The 18,511-nt window shown below is 63.1% G+C and carries 17 protein-coding genes; 16 read left to right on the forward strand and 1 reads right to left on the reverse strand.

Translation table 11 applies throughout. From position 1 onward, the window contains the following. Positions 1-90 precede the first annotated feature (90 nt). From mraZ to lpxC, 16 genes are all read left to right on the forward strand, one after another. Positions 91-546 (forward strand): division/cell wall cluster transcriptional repressor MraZ, encoded by a 456-nt coding sequence (gene mraZ / locus OIU19_RS20030; RefSeq protein ID WP_186553864.1) that lies wholly within the window; start codon positions 91-93, stop codon positions 544-546. Beyond that, positions 543-1,490: a 16S rRNA (cytosine(1402)-N(4))-methyltransferase RsmH gene (rsmH, locus tag OIU19_RS20035; protein WP_372353337.1), complete on the forward strand. Its 948-nt coding sequence runs from the start codon at positions 543-545 to the stop codon at positions 1,488-1,490. The genes mraZ and rsmH overlap by 4 nt, the downstream gene beginning before the upstream one ends. Continuing rightward, positions 1,487-1,780: a cell division protein FtsL gene (gene ftsL, locus OIU19_RS20040; RefSeq protein WP_027594009.1), complete on the forward strand. Its 294-nt coding sequence runs from the start codon at positions 1,487-1,489 to the stop codon at positions 1,778-1,780. The genes rsmH and ftsL overlap by 4 nt, the downstream gene beginning before the upstream one ends. After that, entirely contained in the window at positions 1,780-3,528 is a 1,749-nt protein-coding gene (locus OIU19_RS20045) for a penicillin-binding protein 2 (RefSeq protein ID WP_264236551.1), read from the forward strand. The genes ftsL and OIU19_RS20045 overlap by 1 nt, the downstream gene beginning before the upstream one ends. Next, positions 3,528-5,015, forward strand: a complete 1,488-nt coding sequence (locus OIU19_RS20050) for a UDP-N-acetylmuramoyl-L-alanyl-D-glutamate--2,6-diaminopimelate ligase (RefSeq protein ID WP_264236487.1) — start codon at positions 3,528-3,530, stop codon at positions 5,013-5,015. The genes OIU19_RS20045 and OIU19_RS20050 overlap by 1 nt, the downstream gene beginning before the upstream one ends. Beyond that, positions 5,008-6,375: a UDP-N-acetylmuramoyl-tripeptide--D-alanyl-D-alanine ligase gene (gene murF / locus OIU19_RS20055; RefSeq protein WP_264236488.1), complete on the forward strand. Its 1,368-nt coding sequence runs from the start codon at positions 5,008-5,010 to the stop codon at positions 6,373-6,375. Before OIU19_RS20050 ends, murF begins: the two co-directional genes overlap by 8 nt. After that, positions 6,375-7,457 carry a phospho-N-acetylmuramoyl-pentapeptide-transferase gene (gene mraY / locus OIU19_RS20060; protein ID WP_264236490.1) on the forward strand — a complete coding sequence of 361 codons (1,083 nt, stop codon included), beginning with the start codon at positions 6,375-6,377 and terminating at the stop codon, positions 7,455-7,457. The genes murF and mraY overlap by 1 nt, the downstream gene beginning before the upstream one ends. A 6-nt stretch (positions 7,458-7,463) precedes the next feature. Then, on the forward strand, positions 7,464-8,810 hold the full coding sequence (murD, locus tag OIU19_RS20065; RefSeq protein WP_264236491.1) for a UDP-N-acetylmuramoyl-L-alanine--D-glutamate ligase: 1,347 nt from the start codon (positions 7,464-7,466) through the stop codon (positions 8,808-8,810). Beyond that, entirely contained in the window at positions 8,807-10,021 is a 1,215-nt protein-coding gene (ftsW, locus tag OIU19_RS20070; protein WP_372353338.1) for a putative lipid II flippase FtsW, read from the forward strand. The genes murD and ftsW overlap by 4 nt, the downstream gene beginning before the upstream one ends. Next, positions 10,011-11,090 carry an undecaprenyldiphospho-muramoylpentapeptide beta-N-acetylglucosaminyltransferase gene (murG, locus tag OIU19_RS20075; protein WP_264236492.1) on the forward strand — a complete coding sequence of 360 codons (1,080 nt, stop codon included), beginning with the start codon at positions 10,011-10,013 and terminating at the stop codon, positions 11,088-11,090. Before ftsW ends, murG begins: the two co-directional genes overlap by 11 nt. Then, on the forward strand, positions 11,083-12,537 hold the full coding sequence (gene murC / locus OIU19_RS20080; RefSeq protein ID WP_264236493.1) for a UDP-N-acetylmuramate--L-alanine ligase: 1,455 nt from the start codon (positions 11,083-11,085) through the stop codon (positions 12,535-12,537). The genes murG and murC overlap by 8 nt, the downstream gene beginning before the upstream one ends. Beyond that, complete coding sequence (locus OIU19_RS20085; protein ID WP_264236494.1) at positions 12,534-13,490, forward strand: D-alanine--D-alanine ligase; 957 nt, start codon at positions 12,534-12,536, stop codon at positions 13,488-13,490. Before murC ends, OIU19_RS20085 begins: the two co-directional genes overlap by 4 nt. 6 nt (positions 13,491-13,496) lie before the next feature. Further along, on the forward strand, positions 13,497-14,366 hold the full coding sequence (locus OIU19_RS20090) for a cell division protein FtsQ/DivIB (RefSeq protein WP_186553873.1): 870 nt from the start codon (positions 13,497-13,499) through the stop codon (positions 14,364-14,366). A 14-nt stretch (positions 14,367-14,380) separates the two neighbouring features. Further along, complete coding sequence (gene ftsA / locus OIU19_RS20095; protein ID WP_186553874.1) at positions 14,381-15,643, forward strand: cell division protein FtsA; 1,263 nt, start codon at positions 14,381-14,383, stop codon at positions 15,641-15,643. Between the two features lie 55 nt (positions 15,644-15,698). Continuing rightward, on the forward strand, positions 15,699-16,895 hold the full coding sequence (gene ftsZ, locus OIU19_RS20100; protein WP_012274054.1) for a cell division protein FtsZ: 1,197 nt from the start codon (positions 15,699-15,701) through the stop codon (positions 16,893-16,895). Between the two features lie 112 nt (positions 16,896-17,007). Beyond that, the gene (lpxC, locus tag OIU19_RS20105) at positions 17,008-17,919 is read left to right on the forward strand and encodes a UDP-3-O-acyl-N-acetylglucosamine deacetylase (protein WP_186553875.1); all 912 of its coding nucleotides are present in this window, start codon (positions 17,008-17,010) and stop codon (positions 17,917-17,919) included. Between the two features lie 87 nt (positions 17,920-18,006). Here the strand turns inward: lpxC and OIU19_RS20110 are convergent, their stop codons facing one another. Beyond that, positions 18,007-18,468, reverse strand: a complete 462-nt coding sequence (locus tag OIU19_RS20110) for a DUF721 domain-containing protein (RefSeq protein WP_264236495.1) — start codon at positions 18,466-18,468, stop codon at positions 18,007-18,009. Between the last annotated feature and the right edge of the window lie 43 nt (positions 18,469-18,511).

The following is an 18,511-nucleotide window of genomic DNA, read 5'->3' on the forward strand; positions in this document are numbered from 1 at the left end:
GCGGATTCCTATAGTGTGCGCAAGTGGCAGAAAGTGGGATGAAGTGGGTTTTCTGACACAAAAACGCTAACATTGTGGGGAATCGCAGCCGTGTTCCGCGGAGCCAACGCCGTCAGCCTCGATGCAAAGGGCAGACTCGCCATGCCGAGTCGGTACCGTGACGAGCTCGATTCGCGTTGCCAAGGGCAGTTGATCGTGACCATTGATGCGGTCGATCCCTGCATTTGCGTATACCCCCTCGATGAGTGGGAACAGATAGAAGCCAAGTTGCGCGCCTTGCCGTCGTTGCGTGAGGAAAACCGCCGCCTCCAGCGTTTGCTGATCGGTAATGCGGTTGACCTGGAGCTCGATGGCAGTGGGCGTTTCCTGGTGCCGCCTCGCCTGCGTGAATACGCCAAGCTCGACAAGAAGGCGATGTTGGTGGGGCAGCTGAATAAATTCCAGCTGTGGGATGAGGATGCCTGGAACGCAGTTTCGGCAGCCGATCTTGCAGCTATCCAACAACCGGGCGCTATGCCTGATGAATTGCGTGACCTGATCCTGTGACGATAGATAGCGGCTTCAACCACATCACCGTGCTACTCGACGAAGCTGTCGAGGCACTGGCCCTGCGCGACGATGGTTGCTATCTCGATGGCACCTTCGGCAGGGGTGGTCACAGCCGCCTGATTCTCAGCAAGTTGGGGCCGCAGGGCCGGCTGCTGGGGTTCGACAAAGATCCACAAGCGATTGCTACTGGGCAAGCGCTGGCGGCCGAAGACGGCCGCTTCGTCATTGTGCAGCGCAGCTTTGCCGAGCTGGGCCGGGAAGTGGCCGAGCGCGGCCTGGCGGGCAAGGTCAGTGGCGTGCTGCTTGACCTGGGCGTGTCCTCGCCGCAGCTCGATGATCCTGAGCGCGGCTTCAGCTTCCTCAACGACGGCCCACTGGACATGCGCATGAACCCTGCCCAGGGCATCAGTGCTGCCGAGTTCATTGCCACTGCCCCGGTCGAAGAAATCGCCCGCGTCTTCAAGGAATATGGCGAAGAGCGTTTCTCCGGACGTATGGCCCGTGCCGTGGTCGAGCGCCGCGAAAAACAGCCGTTCACCCGTACCGCCGACCTTGCCGAAGTGCTCAAGGTCGCCAACCCAGCTTGGGAAAAAGGCAAGAACCCGGCAACCCGCGCCTTCCAGGGTCTGCGGATTCACGTCAACAACGAGCTGGGCGATCTTGAAGCCGGTCTTGAAGCTGCGCTCGATGCGCTGCAAGTCGGTGGCCGCCTGGTAGTGATCAGCTTCCACTCGCTGGAAGACCGTATCGTCAAGCTGTTCATGCGCAAGCTGGTCAAGGGCGAGGCAGACAACTTGCCGCGCAACCTGCCGGTGCAGCACAAAGTCTTCGAGCCGAAGATCCGCTTGATCGGCAAGGCGCAGTTCGCCTCCGATGCCGAGCTCAAGGCCAACCCGCGGGCGCGCAGCGCCGTCATGCGGGTGGCGGAGAAGTTGCGGTGAGCCGGCTATTTGCCAAACCTTTGCCAGGCGGTAGCTTCCTGATGCTCCTGCTGTTTGTCGGTGTGCTGGTTTCAGCGATCGCCGTGTCCTACAGCGCGCACTGGAACCGCCAGTTGCTCAATACCCTGTACGGCGAACTGAGCGAGCGCGACAAAGCCCAGGCCGAATGGGGCCGGTTGATTCTTGAGCAAAGCACCTGGACTGCCCACAGCCGCATCGAGAGCCTGGCCAGCGAGCAGTTGAAGATGCGCGTGCCTGCCGCTGACGAAGTGCGGATGGTGGCGCCATGATGAAGCTCGAAGGCGCACTCTACCCCTGGCGCTTCCGCGTCGTGATCGCTTTGCTGGCAGTGATGGTCGGCGCCATTTGCTGGCGGATCATCGATCTGCAGGTGGTCGATCGTGCCTTCCTCAAGGGCCAGGGCGATGCGCGCAGCCTGCGTCATATCCAGATTCCGGCACACCGCGGGCTGATCACCGACCGCAACGGCGAGCCGCTGGCGGTGAGTACCCCGGTCACCACCTTGTGGGCCAACCCCAAGGAAATGCAGCCTTACAAAGACCGTTGGGCGCAATTGGCTGCCGTGCTCGGGCAAAACCCGCAGCAATTGACCGAGCGTCTTACTCAGCAGGCCAACAAAGAATTCATCTACCTGGTGCGCGGCCTCACCCCAGAGCAAGGCCAGCAAGTGCTGGACCTGAAAGTCCCGGGTGTCTACGGCATGGAAGAATTCCGCCGTTTCTACCCGGCCGGTGATGTCACCGCGCATATGGTTGGCTTTACCGACCTGGACGACCACGGCCGCGAAGGGGTGGAACTGGCCTACGACGAATGGCTGGCCGGAGTGCCCGGCAAGCGCCAGGTGATCAAGGACCGGCGCGGCCGGTTGATCAAAGACATCCAGGTAACCAAAAACGCCAAGGCCGGAAAGACCTTGGCGTTGTCGATAGACCTGCGCCTGCAATACCTGGCTACCCGCGAGCTGCGTAATGCCATCGCCGAGCAGGAAGCCAAGGCCGGCAGTCTGGTGATCATGGACGTCAAGACCGGCGAAGTGCTGGCCATGGTCAACCAGCCGACTTACAACCCGAACAACCGCCGCAGCATGTTCCCGGCCGCCATGCGCAACCGGGCGATCATCGATGTGTTCGAGCCAGGCTCGACAGTCAAGCCGTTGTCGATGAGCGCCGCCCTGCAAAGCGGGCGCTGGAAGCCGACCGACAAGGTCGAGGTCTATCCGGGCAGTCTGCAGATTGGCCGCTACACCATCAAGGACGTGTCACGCAGCGAAGGCCCGATTCTCGACCTGACCGGCATCCTGATCAACTCGTCCAACGTAGGCATGAGCAAGATCGCCTTCGATATCGGCGGTGAAGCCATCTACCGAGTCATGTCGCAGCTGGGCCTGGGGCAGTACACCGGCCTGGGCTTCCCCGGCGAGCGCGTAGGGAACCTGCCTAACCACCGTGAGTGGCGCAAGGCCGAGACTGCGACCCTGTCGTACGGCTACGGCCTGTCGGTCACCGCGCTGCAACTGGTGCACGCCTACGCCGCCCTGGCCAACGACGGCAAGATGGTGCCTCTGAGCATCGTCAAGGTCGACAAGACCCCAGAATCCACGCAAGTGGTGCCCAAGGAGACCGCCGAAACCATCCAGGGCATGCTCCAGCAGGTCATTGAAGCGCCGCGCGGTGTATACCGGGCACAGGTGCCGTTCTATCACGTCGGCGGCAAGTCCGGTACCGCGCGTAAAGCGACCGTCGGCTCTAAGGGCTACACCGAAAACGCCTACCGTTCGCTGTTCGCCGGCTTCGGTCCGATGAGCGATCCGCGTTATGCGATCGTCGTGGTCATCGATGAGCCGAGCAAGGGTGGTTACTTCGGCGGCCTGGTCTCGGCGCCGGTCTTCAGCAAAGTGATGTCGGGCACCCTGCGCCTGATGAACGTACCGCCAGACAACCTGCCGCCGCCTGCACCCGCAACGCCTGCCGCGCCGCAGCAGGTCAACGCCGCAGTCGCCAAAGGAGGGCGTGGTTGATGACGATGCCACTGAGCAAGCTGTTCGCCCATGCCAGCCGCGATCCGCTGATCCGCGAATTGACCCTGGACAGCCGTGCCGTGCGTCCAGGCGACCTGTTCCTGGCTGTGCCAGGGGCCAAAGTCGACGGTCGCGACCACATCGCCGATGCCTTGGCCCGTGGCGCTGCGGCGGTCGCCTATGAAGAGCAGGGCGCAACCGTACTGCCGATCACTGACGCGCCGCTAATCCCTGTCAAAGGCTTGATCGCCCAACTGTCGGAGATTGCCGGGCGCTTCTATGGCGAGCCGAGCCGTCAGCTCAATCTGATCGGCGTCACCGGCACCAACGGCAAAACCAGTGTTACCCAGCTGCTGGCGCAGGCGCTCGATGCATTGGGTCAGCGTTGCGGGCTGATTGGTACGCTCGGCACCGGATTCTACGGCGAGCTGCAGAGCGGTCGCTTGACCACGCCTGACCCGATTGCCGTGCAGGCGACCCTGTACGACCTGAAGAAAGCCGGTGGCAAGGCCGTGGCCATGGAAGTCTCGTCGCATGCGCTGGAGCAGGGCCGGGTTGCCGCGCTCGCCTTCGACATCGCGGTGATGACCAACCTGTCGCGTGACCACCTGGACTACCACGGCAGCATGCAGGCCTATGAAGCGGCCAAGGCCAAGTTGTTCGCCTGGCCTAACCTGCGCGCCCAAGTGGTCAACCTGGACGATGAGTTCGGTCGTCGCCTGGCGGCCGATTTCGCCCGCAAGCCGGCTGCCGATCACGTCGAAACGCGGCTGCTCAGCTACAGCTTGGAAAACCCCGAGGCGTCGTTGTTCTGCCGCGAAGCCAAGTTCGACGACGATGGCGTGCATGCCATCCTGGTGACGGCGCAAGGTGAAAGCATCCTGCGCAGCCAGCTGCTGGGGCGCTTCAACCTGAGCAACATGCTCGCGGCGGTCGCCACTTTGCTCGCCCTGGACTACTCGCTCGACGAAGTCCTCAAGGTCACAGCGAAACTGCAAGGCCCGGTCGGGCGCATGCAGCGTCTGGGCGGCGGCGACAAGCCGTTGGTCGTGGTCGACTACGCGCACACCCCCGACGCCTTGGAAAAAGTCCTCGAAGCCCTGCGCCCACATGCTCATGGCAAGCTGCTGTGCCTGTTCGGCTGCGGTGGCGACCGTGACCGTGGCAAGCGTCCACTGATGGCCGATGTGGCCGAGCGCCTGGCTGATCGCGTGCTGGTCACCGACGACAACCCGCGTACTGAAGATCCTGCGCTGATCTTCGACGATATCCGCCCTGGCTTCGCCCAGCCTGGTGCGGTCGAATTCGTCGCCGGCCGGGGCGCGGCCATTGCCCACCTGATCGCCACCGCCGCGGCCGACGATGTCATCGTCCTGGCCGGCAAGGGGCACGAGGACTACCAAGAGATCAACGGCGAGCGCCACGATTTCTCCGACCTGGTCGAAGCCGAAAAGGCACTAGCAGCCTGGGAGGCTCCACATGCTTAAGCCCATGACCCTTAGCCAGCTGACGGCACCACTGCAAGCGCGCCTGGTTGGTACTGACATCAGTTTCAGCGGGGTCAGTATCGACAGCCGCACGGTCACCGATGGCCAGCTGTTCGTCGCGCTCGCCGGGCCACGTTTCGATGGTCACGATTACCTGGCCGACGTGAAGGCCAAAGGCGCCGTGGCGGCGTTGGTCGAGCGCGAGGTTGCCGATGTCGATCTGCCGCAGCTGGTCGTCGCCGACTGCCGCCTGGCTCTCGGTCAGCTCGGTGCGCTGAACCGCGCCGCCTTCGACAAGCCGGTCGCAGCCATCACCGGTTCCAGCGGCAAGACCACGGTCAAGGAACTGCTGGCCGCCATCTTGCGCACGCGCGGGCCGGTGCTGGCTACCCGTGGCAACCTCAACAATGATCTCGGTGCGCCGCTGACCCTGCTGGAAATCGGCGTCGAGCACACGGCGGCAGTGATCGAGCTGGGCGCTTCGCGCATCGGCGAGATCCGCTACACCGTTGGCCTGACCCGGCCGCAGGTGGTCATCATCAATAACGCCGGCACTGCCCATGTCGGCGAGTTCGGCGGTCCGGAAAAAATCGTCGAAGCCAAGGGCGAGATCCTTGAGGGCCTGGGCGAGGGCGGCACGGCCATTCTCAACCTGGACGACAAGGCCTTTGCGATCTGGCAAAAACGCGCCGGCAGCCACGCCATCCTCAGTTTTGCCTTGAATAACAGCCAGGCAGATTTCCACGCCAGCGACGTGGGTCGCGATGAGCGCGGTTGCCCATCGTTCACTCTGCACGGCCCGGCCGGTTCGGTCCCAGTGCAGTTGAACCTGCTCGGCACCCACAACGTCAGCAATGCCCTGGCCGCGGCCGCCGCCGCGCATGCCCTGGGGGTCAGGCTGCCGGGGATCGCCGCTGGCCTGAACGCGGTGCAGCCGGTCAAGGGACGTACCGTGGCGCAAGTCGCGCCCAATGGCGTGCGGGTCATCGACGACAGCTACAACGCAAATCCCACCTCGATGTGCGCCGCCATTGATATACTCGCCGGCTTTTCCGGACGCACCGTCCTGGTGCTCGGGGATATCGGCGAACTGGGTCAATGGGCGGAGGAAGGCCACCGGCAGGTGGGCGACTACGCACGCGGCAAGGTCGACGCCTTGTACGCGGTAGGGACCAACATGACACATGCGGTCAGGGCGTTCGGCGCCAATGGCCGTCATTTCGCTACTCAAGCTGAGCTGATCGACGCCGTTCGCGGTGAGAACGCCAGCGACACCACTATCTTGATCAAGGGCTCGCGCAGCGCTGCGATGGAAAACGTCGTGGCGGCCTTGTGCGGTGCCAGCGGGGAGAAACATTAATGCTTTTGCTGTTGGCTGAGTATCTGCAGCAGTTCCACAAAGGCTTCGCGGTCTTCCAGTACCTGTCCCTGCGCGGGATCCTCGGGGTGCTGACTGCGTTGTCGCTGTCGCTGTGGCTGGGCCCGTGGATGATTCGTACCCTGCAAATCCGTCAGATCGGTCAGGCTGTGCGCAATGACGGCCCGCAATCGCACCTGTCCAAGTCCGGCACCCCGACCATGGGCGGTGCCTTGATCCTGTCTGCCATCGCCATCAGTACCTTGCTCTGGGCTGACCTGACCAACCGCTATGTCTGGGTGGTGCTGATCGTCACCCTGCTGTTCGGCGCCATTGGCTGGGTCGATGACTACCGCAAGGTGATCGAGAAGAACTCGCGTGGCCTGCCGAGCCGTTGGAAGTACTTCTGGCAATCGGTGTTCGGCCTGGGTGCGGCAATCTTCCTCTACATGACTGCGCCGACCAGCGTCGAGACCACGCTGATCGTGCCGTTCGTCAAGGACCTGACCATCCCCCTGGGGATCGGCTTCGTGGTGCTGACCTATTTCGTCATCGTCGGTTCGAGCAACGCGGTCAACCTGACTGACGGCCTCGATGGGCTGGCGATCATGCCGACGGTGATGGTCGGCGGTGCACTGGGCATCTTCTGCTACCTGTCGGGTAACGTGAAGTTCGCCGAGTACCTGTTGATTCCGTACGTGCCGGGCGCGGGCGAGCTGATCGTGTTCTGCGGCGCGCTGATCGGTGCGGGCCTGGGCTTCCTCTGGTTCAACACCTATCCGGCCCAGGTATTCATGGGCGACGTCGGCGCCCTGGCGCTGGGCGCAGCGCTTGGCACCATCGCGGTGATCGTGCGCCAGGAAATCGTGCTGTTCATCATGGGCGGTGTGTTCGTCATGGAAACCCTGTCGGTGGTGATCCAGGTCGCCTCCTTCAAGTTGACCGGCAAGCGCGTGTTCCGCATGGCACCGATCCACCACCACTTTGAACTCAAGGGTTGGCCTGAGCCACGGGTGATCGTCCGCTTCTGGATTATCACGGTGATTCTGGTGCTGATCGGCCTTGCAACCCTGAAACTGAGGTAGACGAGCGTGTCACTGATCGCTTCCGACCAATTCCGCATCGTTGTCGGCCTCGGCAAGAGCGGCATGTCCCTGGTTCGCTTCCTGGCGAACCGGGGCATTGCCTTTGCGGTCGCCGACACCCGCGAGCAACCGCCGGAACTGGAAACCCTGCGCCGGGAATACCCGCAGGTGGAAGTACGCTGTGGTGAGCTGGACGTCGACTTCCTGTGCCGCGCCAACGAGCTGTACGTCAGCCCGGGCCTGGCCCTGGCCACTCCGGCCCTGCAGCAAGCGGCAGCCCGTGGCGTCAAACTGTCGGGCGACATCGAACTGTTCGCCCGCAACGCCAAGGCACCGATCATTGCCATCAGCGGCTCCAACGCCAAGAGCACGGTAACTACCCTGGTCGGCGAGATGGCCGCCAAGGCAGGCAAGCGTGTGGCAGTCGGCGGTAACCTGGGGACGCCCGCACTGGACCTGCTCGATGACCGCGTCGAGTTGTACGTCATGGAGCTGTCGAGCTTCCAGCTGGAGACCACCGATCAGCTCAACGCCGAAGTGGCGACCGTGCTGAACATCAGTGAAGACCACATGGATCGCTACAGCGGTCTGCCGGCCTACCACCTGGCCAAGCACCGGATCTTCCGTGGCGCCAACCAGGTGGTCGTCAACCGCCAGGACGCCCTGACCCGGCCACTGCCGGTCGAAGGCCGTCCATGCTGGAGCTTCGGTTTGAACGCCCCCGACTTCAAGGCCTTTGGCCTGCGTGAAGTCGATGGTGAGAAGTACCTGGCATTCGAATTCCAGAACCTGATGCCGGTGCGCGAGCTGAAAATTCGCGGTGCGCATAACCAGAGCAATGCCCTGGCGGCCTTGGCCCTGGGCCATGCCGTGGGCTTGCCGTTCGCGCCGATGCTGGCAGCACTGCGCGAATTCAGCGGCCTGGCCCATCGCTGCCAGTGGGTGCGCGAGCGCAATGGAGTGAACTGGTACGACGATTCCAAGGCGACCAACGTCGGTGCCGCCCTGGCGGCCATCGAAGGTTTGGGCGCCGATATCCAAGGCAAGCTGGTGTTGATCGCTGGCGGTGACGGCAAGGGCGCCGACTTTGCCGCGCTGCGTGAGCCGATTGCACGCTACTGCCGCGCCGTGGTGTTGCTTGGCCGCGATGCCGAGCGCCTGGCGCAAACGCTGGGTGATGCCGTGCCGCTGGTGCGGGTCAAGACCCTGGACGAGGCCGTCCAGCAGTGCGCCGAACTGGCCCAGCCTGGCGATGCCGTGTTGCTGTCGCCCGCTTGCGCCAGCCTCGACATGTTCAAGAACTTCGAAGAGCGTGGGCGCCTGTTCGCCCAGGCGGCGGGAGGCCTGGCATGATCTTCGGCATCCTCAAGCCATACCCGTCGCCGCTGATCAGTGGCCGTGGCATCGACCTCGACTTCGCCTTCCTTGCGGGCTGCCTGGCACTGCTCGGCCTGGGCCTGGTGATGATCACCTCGGCCTCCTCGGAAGTGGCCGCCGTGCAGTCCGGCAATCCGCTTTACCACATGTTCCGCCACCTGGTGTACGTGGCCATTGGCCTGGTCGCCGGCGGGGTGACCATGTTGGTGCCGATCGCCACCTGGCAACGCATGGGCTTCATGATGCTGCTGGCCGCCTTCGGCTTGCTGTTCCTGGTGCTGGTGCCGGGCATTGGCCGTGAAGTGAACGGCTCGATGCGCTGGATTGGTTTCAGCTTCTTCAACGTCCAGCCATCGGAGATCGCCAAGGTCTTCGTGGTCATCTACCTGGCCGGCTACTTGGTGCGTCGCCAGCAGGAAGTGCGTGAGAGCTGGATGGGCTTCTTCAAGCCGTTCATCGTGTTGCTGCCGATGGCCGGGCTGTTGCTGATGGAACCGGACTTCGGCGCCACCGTGGTGATGATGGGCGCCGCCGCAGCGATGCTGTTCCTCGGCGGGGTGGGGCTGTTCCGCTTCTCGCTGATGGTGGTGCTGGCAGTGGTTGCGGTGTTTGTCCTGGTCCAGGCGCAGCCCTATCGAATGGCGCGGCTGATCACCTTCACCGACCCCTGGTCCGATCAGTTCGGTTCCGGCTACCAGTTGACCCAGGCGCTGATCGCCTTTGGTCGCGGCGAATGGCTGGGCGTGGGCCTGGGCAACAGCGTGCAGAAACAGTTCTACCTGCCTGAGGCGCACACCGACTTCGTGTTCTCGGTATTGGCCGAAGAGCTGGGCGTGGTCGGCACCCTGTGCACCGTGGCGCTGTTCGTGTTCATCACTGTGCGCGCGCTGTACATCGGCCTGTGGGCCGAGAAGGCCAAGCAATTCTTCGCCGCCTACATGGCCTTCGGCCTGGCGTTCCTGTGGATCGGCCAGTTCCTGATCAACATCGGTGTGAACGTCGGCCTGCTGCCGACCAAGGGCCTGACCTTGCCGTTCCTCAGTTACGGCGGCAGTTCGTTGGTGATCTGCTGTGCCTGTGTCGGGCTGTTGCTGCGCATCGAATGGGAAAGTCGCACGCACCTGGGCAGCGAAGAGCACGAATTCAAAGAAAGCGATTTTGCCGAGGAGACCGCTCATGGCCGCTGACGGTAAAAACGTTCTGATCATGGCAGGCGGCACTGGCGGACATGTGTTCCCGGCGCTGGCCTGCGCCCGTGAATTCCAGGCGCGCGGCTACAGCGTGCACTGGTTGGGCACCCCACGCGGTATCGAAAACGAGCTGGTGCCGCAGGCTGGCCTGGCGCTGCACCTGATCCAGGTCACTGGCTTGCGCGGCAAGGGCAAGCTGTCGCTGCTCAAGGCGCCGTTCACCCTGATCAAGGCTGTGTTGCAGGCGCGCAAGATCATCGCCCAGCTCAAGCCGGTCTGCGTGATCGGTTTCGGCGGCTATGTCACAGGCCCTGGTGGAGTGGCGGCAAAACTGTGCGGCGTACCGCTGGTGATCCACGAGCAGAACGCTCGCGCCGGTACCGCCAATCGCCTGCTGGTGCCGCTGGCAGCGCGGGTCTGCGAAGCCTTCCCGGACACCTTCCCGGCCAGCGAAAAACGCCGCACCACGGGCAATCCGGTGCGCCCGGAACTGTTCCTCGACGCCCAGCGCGCACCGCTGGCCGAGCGCCGTGCGCGCTTGTTGGTGCTCGGGGGCAGCCTCGGTGCGGAACCATTGAATAAATTGCTGCCTAACGCCCTGTCGCAAGTGTCTGCAGACCTTCGGCCAGAGGTGTTCCACCAGGCCGGTAAGCAGCATGCGCCGATCACCGCCGAGCGATATCGCGAAGCCGGGGTCGCGGCTCAGGTCGAGCCGTTCATCAAGGACATGGCCCACGCCTACGGCTGGGCCGATATGGTGGTGTGCCGGGCCGGTGCCCTGACCGTCAGCGAGCTCGCTGCGGCAGGCCTGCCCTCGATGCTGGTGCCTTTGCCCCACGCCATCGATGACCACCAGACCCACAATGCCAACTATCTGGCTCGTGAAGGCGCCGCCTTCCTGATGCCACAAGCGACAACTGGCGCAGCGCAGCTCGCTGAACGCCTGAACGAGGTGCTGATGCAACCCGAGAAACTCAATTCCATGGCTGGCACCGCACGGCGCCTGGCCAAGCCTGCCGCAACCAGCACCGTGGTCGATATCTGCCTGGAGGTGGCCCATGGTTGAAAGCCAGAAAGCCATTCCCCAGCCAAAAATGGGCCGTATCCGCCGTATCCACTTCGTCGGTATCGGCGGCGTGGGCATGTGCGGTATTGCCGAAGTGCTGCTGAACCTGGGCTATGAAGTGTCCGGCTCCGACCTCAAGGCCTCGCCGGTTACCGAGCGCCTGGAGTCGTTCGGCGCGCAAATCTTCGTCGGCCACCGCGCCGAGAACGCCGCCAATGCCGATGTGCTGGTGGTGTCCAGCGCAATCAATCCGGCCAACCCGGAAGTCGCCACCGCACTTGAGCGGCGCATTCCCGTGGTGCCGCGTGCCGAGATGCTCGCCGAGCTGATGCGCTACCGCCACGGCATCGCCGTTGCCGGCACCCATGGCAAGACCACCACCACCAGCCTGCTGGCCTCGGTGTTCGCCGCTGGTGGGCTGGACCCGACCTTCGTCATCGGTGGTCGTCTGACCGCAGCGGGCACCAATGCCCAGCTCGGCGCCAGCCGCTACCTGATCGCCGAAGCGGACGAGAGCGACGCCAGCTTCCTGCATCTGCAGCCGATGGTTGCCGTGGTCACCAACATCGACGCCGACCACATGGCTACCTACGAAGGCGACTTCAACAAGTTGAAGAAAACCTTCGTTGAGTTCCTGCACAACCTGCCGTTCTACGGTCTGGCGGTAATGTGCCTGGACGATCCGGTGGTGCGTGAGATCCTGCCGCAGGTCAAGCGTCCAACGGTGACCTATGGCTTCAGCGAAGAGGCCGACATTCGCGCCATCAACGTGCGCCAGCAGGGCATGCAGACCCACTTCACCGTGCTGCGCCGCGACTGCGAGCCGCTTCAGGTGTCGGTCAACATGCCAGGCAACCACAACGTGCTCAACGCCTTGGCGACCATCGCCATCGCCACTGACGAGGGCATCAGCGATGCCGCCATCGTCCAGGGGCTGTCTGGCTTCCAGGGCGTGGGTCGACGCTTCCAGGTCTACGGCGAACTGCCGGTCGACGGCGGCAGCGTGATGCTGGTCGACGATTACGGTCACCACCCGACCGAAGTCGCCGCGGTGATCAAGGCGGTGCGCGGTGGCTGGCCAAGCCGGCGTCTGGTGATGGTCTACCAGCCACACCGCTACAGCCGTACGCGCGATCTGTACGACGATTTCGTCCAGGTGCTGGCCGATGCCAACGTGCTGCTGCTGATGGAAGTCTATCCGGCTGGCGAAGAGCCGATTCCAGGTGCCGACAGCCGCCAGCTGTGCCACAGCATTCGCCAACGTGGCCAGCTCGATCCGATCTACATCGAACGAGGCGTGGAGTTGGCGCCGCTGGTCAAGCCGCTGCTGCGCGCCGGCGACATCCTGCTGTGCCAGGGTGCCGGTGATATCGGTGGCCTGGCCCCGCAACTGATGAAAAGCCCGCTGTTCGCTGGCGCCGTAGTAAAGCAGGAGAAGTCCAAATGACCAGCGCCTACGACAAGCTGCACTCGACCCTGGACGTCAAGGCGTTCGGCCGCGTCGCCGTGCTCTACGGCGGCAAGAGCGCCGAGCGTGAGGTGTCGCTGAAATCCGGCGCCGCAGTGATCGACGCGCTGACCAGCGCTGGGGTCGACGTGGTCGCCATCGATGTCGGCGACGACCTGCTCACTCGCCTGCAAAGCGAGAAGATCGATCGCGCCTTCATCATCCTCCACGGTCGTGGCGGTGAAGACGGCAGCATGCAAGGCCTGCTCGAGTGCCTGGGTATCCCCTACACCGGCAGTGGCATCCTCGCTTCGGCGCTGGCCATGGACAAGCTGCGCACCAAGCAGGTGTGGCAGAGCTTGGGTATTCCAACGCCACGTCACGCCGTGTTGGGTAGCAAAGACGATTGTGTTGCCGCCGGTACGGAACTGGGCTTCCCGCTGATCGTCAAACCCGCCCATGAAGGCTCAAGTATCGGCATGGCCAAGGTGAACAGCGTTGAAGAGCTGGTCGCCGCCTGGCAAGACGCCGCCAAGTACGATTCGCAAGTCCTGGTCGAGCAATGGATCCACGGCCCGGAATTCACCATCGCCGTATTGCGTGGCCAGGTGCTGCCGCCGATCGCCCTGGGCACGCCGCACGTGTTCTACGACTACGACGCCAAGTACATCGCCAATGACACCCAGTACCGCATCCCGTGCGGCCTGGACAGTGCCAAGGAACAGGAACTGATCGACCTGACCGCGCGCGCCTGCGATGCCATCGGCATCGAAGGCTGGGGCCGGCTGGACGTGATGCAGGACGAGCAGGGCCGGTTCTGGCTGCTCGAAGTCAACACCGCACCGGGCATGACTGATCATAGCCTGGTGCCCATGGCGGCTCGCGCGGCCGGTCTGGACTTCCAGCAATTGGTGCTGGCGATCCTGGCCGAAAGCGTTGTGACGCGAGGTTAAGCAAGCATGCAAGGCGCGATGATACGTCAGCAGCAACCCGTTACCGGCCGTAGCAAGCCGGTGCCGCGAGGTGCCAGCCGACTGGTGGCCGACGAGCCCGTATCGGCGCGCCTGCCGCGGCCAAGCCTGGGTGGCCTTAAGCGCCTGCTGTGGCCGGTATTGCTGGTGGCTGCCGGCTTTGGCGCTTATGAGGGCGCCGTGCGCCTGATGCCTTATGCCGACCGACCGATTACCAAGATCGCTGTGCAAGGTGATCTGAGCTACATCAGCCAGCAAGCGGTGCAGCAGCGAATCGCCCCCTACGTGGCCGCGAGTTTCTTCAGCGTCGACCTCAGCGCCATGCGCGCCGAGCTCGAGCAGATGCCGTGGATCGCGCACGCCGAGGTACGCCGGGTATGGCCCGACGAGGTGGTGATCCGCCTCGAAGAGCAATTGCCGGTGGCGCGCTGGGGCGATGAAGCCTTGCTCAACAACCAGGGCCAGGCGTTCACCCCGCGTGAGCTGGCCAACTATGAGCACCTGCCGCAGCTGTTCGGGCCGCAGCGCGCTCAGCAACAAGTCATGCAGCAATATCAGGTATTGAGCCAGATGCTGCGCCCCATGGGCTTTTCCATCGCTCGCCTGGAGCTGCGCGAGCGAGGCAGTTGGTTCCTGACCACCGGTGCCGGTAGCGCCGGTCCCGGTATCGAGCTGCTGTTGGGGCGCGACCATCTGGTGGAGAAGATGCGCCGTTTCATTGCCATTTACGACAAGACACTCAAAGAGCAGATCACCAACATCGCCCGCATTGATCTGCGCTACGCCAACGGATTGGCTGTTGGCTGGCGGGAACCGATTGCACCGACGACGGCCCAACCCGCCGTTGCGAAGAATTAGAGAGAGGCAGGACCATGGCAAACGCGCATAGCGGCAAAATGATCGTCGGGCTGGACATCGGCACCTCCAAGGTGGTGGCGCTGGTGGGTGAAGTCGGCGAAGACGGTACCCTGGAGATCGTCGGTATCGGTACTCATCCGTCCCGCGGCCTTAAGAAGGGCGTGGTGGTGAACATCGAGTCGACCGTGCAGTCGATCCAGCGCGCCGTGGAGGAGGCCCAGTTGATGGCTGGCTGCCGGATCCACTCGGCGTTCGTTGGCGTGGCCGGCAATCACATCCGCAGCCTGAACTCGCACGGCATCGTCGCCATCCGCGACCGTGAAGTCAGCACTGCCGACCTTGAGCGGGTACTCGACGCTGCCCAGGCCGTGGCCATCCCGGCGGACCAGCGCGTGCTGCACACCCTGCCGCAGGACTACGTGATCGACAACCAGGAAGGCGTGCGCGAGCCGCTGGGCATGTCTGGCGTGCGTCTGGAAGCCAAGGTCCACGTGGTCACTTGCGCCGTCAACGCGGCGCAGAACATCGAAAAATGCGTACGCCGCTGCGGCCTGGAAATCGACGACATCATCCTTGAGCAGTTGGCCTCGGCCTACTCGGTGCTCACCGATGACGAGAAAGAACTGGGCGTGTGCCTGGTCGACATCGGTGGCGGTACCACGGATATCGCCATCTTCACCGAGGGTGCGATCCGCCACACCGCGGTAATCCCGATCGCTGGCGACCAGGTTACCAACGACATCGCCATGGCCCTGCGTACCCCCACCCAGTACGCCGAAGAAATCAAGATTCGCTACGCCTGCGCCCTGGCCAAACTGGCCGGTGCCGGCGAGACCATCAAAGTGCCAAGCGTCGGCGACCGTCCGCCGCGCGAACTGTCGCGCCAGGCCCTGGCTGAAGTGGTGGAGCCTCGTTACGACGAGCTGTTCACCCTGATCCAGGCCGAACTGCGCCGCAGCGGCTACGAGGACCTGGTGCCTGCCGGCATCGTTCTCACTGGCGGCACCGCGAAGATGGAAGGGGCCGTGGAATTGGCCGAGGAAATCTTCCACATGCCGGTACGCCTGGGCGTACCGCACAGTGTTCGGGGCCTGAGCGACGTAGTGCGCAACCCGATCTATTCCACCGGCGTGGGCTTGCTCACCTACGGTCTGCTCAAGCAGTCCGAGGACTTGATCCTGACCGGTAATAGCAACAGCAGCAGCAACAGCTATGGCGATGAACCGAAGGCTCCAGTGCTTGAGCGATTCAAGCGTTGGGTCCAGGGCAACTTCTAAGTTTCAAAGCAGTAGTGGTAGGCGCGACAACTAGAGAACTGTAAGGAGAGGGAAAATGTTCGAGCTCGTAGACAACGTCCCGCAAAGTCCGGTCATCAAAGTGATCGGCGTCGGCGGTGGCGGCGGCAACGCCGTCAACCACATGGTCAAGAGCAGCATCGAAGGCGTGGAATTCATCTGCGCCAACACTGATGCTCAAGCGCTGAAAAACATCGGCGCGCGTACCATCCTGCAACTGGGTACCGGCGTGACCAAGGGGCTGGGTGCTGGTGCCAATCCAGAAGTCGGCCGTCAGGCTGCGTTGGAAGACCGTGAGCGCATCGCCGAGGTGCTGCAGGGCACCAACATGGTGTTCATCACCACCGGCATGGGCGGCGGTACCGGTACCGGTGCGGCGCCGATCATCGCCGAAGTGGCCAAGGAAATGGGCATCCTCACCGTTGCAGTGGTGACCCGTCCGTTCCCGTTCGAGGGCCGCAAACGTATGCAGATCGCCGATGAAGGCATCCGCATGCTGGCTGAGAGCGTCGACTCGCTGATCACCATCCCCAACGAGAAGCTGCTGACCATCCTGGGCAAGGATGCCAGCCTGCTGTCGGCATTCGCCAAGGCTGACGATGTTCTGGCTGGCGCAGTGCGCGGCATCTCCGACATCATCAAGCGTCCCGGCATGATCAACGTCGACTTTGCCGACGTGCGTACCGTGATGGGCGAGATGGGCATGGCCATGATGGGTACCGGCTGCGCCAGCGGTCCGAACCGTGCTCGTGAGGCCACCGAGGCTGCAATCCGCAACCCGCTGCTCGAAGACGTCAACCTGCAGGGCGCTCGCGGTATCCTGGTGAACATCACCGCCGGTCCCGACCTGTCCCTGGGCGAGTACTCCGACGTCGGTAGCATCATCGAAGCCTTCGCCTCCGACCACGCGATGGTCAAGGTCGGCACCGTGATCGATCCAGACATGCGCGACGAGCTGCACGTAACCGTAGTGGCCACTGGCCTGGGTGCGCGCATCGAGAAGCCGGTCAAGGTCGTCGACAACACCCTGCAGACCGCTCAACAGGCGTACGAGGCTTCTAACCCAGCCCCGGCTCGTCAGGAGCAGCCAGCGGTCAACTACCGTGACCTGGAGCGTCCGACCGTGATGCGCAACCAAGCGCATGCGGGCGCCGCAGCAGCCGCTAAACTCAATCCTCAGGATGACTTGGACTATCTGGACATCCCAGCTTTCCTGCGTCGTCAGGCTGATTGATGGAATTTATCAGGGGTATAAAGGTGATTGGTATTCAGCAAAGGTCGGGTCTGTTATTATCCCCAGCCTTTGTTGATACCAGTTCGCAATTTGCGCTGAAGCGGCCAATGCCATGATTAAACAACGCACCCTGAAGAATATTATCCGTGCTACGGGCGTCGGCCTGCACTCCGGTGAGAAGGTCTACCTGACCCTCAAGCCTGCGCCTGTGGATACCGGCATCGTCTTCCGCCGCGCCGACCTTGACCCTGTGGTCGAGATCCCGGCTCGCGCGGCCAACGTCGGCGAGACAACCATGTCGACGACGTTGGTCAACGGTGACGTCAAGGTCGATACGGTCGAGCACCTGCTCTCCGCTATGGCGGGCCTGGGCATCGATAACGCCTACGTCGAGCTCTCCGCCTCGGAAGTGCCGATCATGGATGGTAGCGCCGGACCTTTCGTATTCCTGATTCAATCGGCCGGCCTGGAAGAACAGGACGCGCCCAAGAAGTTCATCCGCATCCTGCGTGAAGTGACAGTGGAAGATGGCGACAAGCGCGCTACTTTCCTGCCTTTCGAAGGGTTCAAGGTGAGCTTTGAGATCGACTTCGATCACCCGGTCGTCAGCGGCCGGACCCAGAGCGCCAGCGTCGACTTCTCCAGCACCTCGTTCGTGAAGGAAGTCAGCCGCGCCCGGACCTTCGGGTTCATGCGCGACATCGAGTACCTGCGCAAGCACAACCTCGCGTTGGGCGGCAGTGTCGAGAACGCCATTGTTGTCGATGAGACCGGCGTGCTTAACGAAGACGGCCTTCGCTACGAAGACGAATTCGTCAAACACAAGATCCTCGACGCCATTGGTGACCTGTATCTGCTGGGCAACAGCCTGATTGGCGAGTTCAAGGGCTTCAAGTCCGGACACGCACTGAACAATCAGTTGCTGCGCAAGCTGATCGCTGAAACTGATGCCTGGGAAGTGGTCATTTTCGAAGATGCCAGCACGGCACCGATCTCTTATATGCGCCCTGTTGCGGCCGTGTAAGTTCGAACACTCTCTAGTTCATTGAGGCCACCTTTGGGTGGCCTTTTTTATGAGGGCTAGCAAACTCACGCCACGCACCTCGCAGCCTCAGCGCTTATCCTTTGGCTGCGCGTGACTGGCCAAGCGCTCCAGCGCCGCCCGCAGGTTGGGATCGCTGATGCCCTCGGCGGTATCGCGCAGGCTCTCGGCCGCATTGCTCGACAGCTCTGGTGCATGCCCACTGCGTTTAGCCGGCGTCACCGGGGGTTGCACCCTGAAATGAATCCGCTGCAAGTTGCCAAAGGCTTCCAGGGCCAGCAACTGACGCTGCAGGCGCTTCTGCTGATAGCGCAGGCGCGTGGCCCAGTGGCCATCTGTCACCACCAGCAGCAACACGCCATCGCGCCAGGACGCCACATGACAGTGGGCGCGGGCGGCCGGTTGCAACTGGCTTTCGAGCAATCGCTGCAGATGCTCCAGACGTTCGGCCTGGTTGAGCAGTAAGCGCAGCGGCCGGGCTTCGCGTAGGAGCGCAGCCGGCGGCCGGGCGGGCGAAGGTTTATAGGCCATGAGGATTCGCAGGAAGTTACAGAATCACCATGGTAACAGAAGG

The sequence above is a fragment of the Pseudomonas sp. BT-42-2 genome (assembly GCF_025847435.2).
Taxonomy (GTDB): Bacteria; Pseudomonadota; Gammaproteobacteria; order Pseudomonadales; family Pseudomonadaceae; genus Aquipseudomonas; species Aquipseudomonas urmiensis.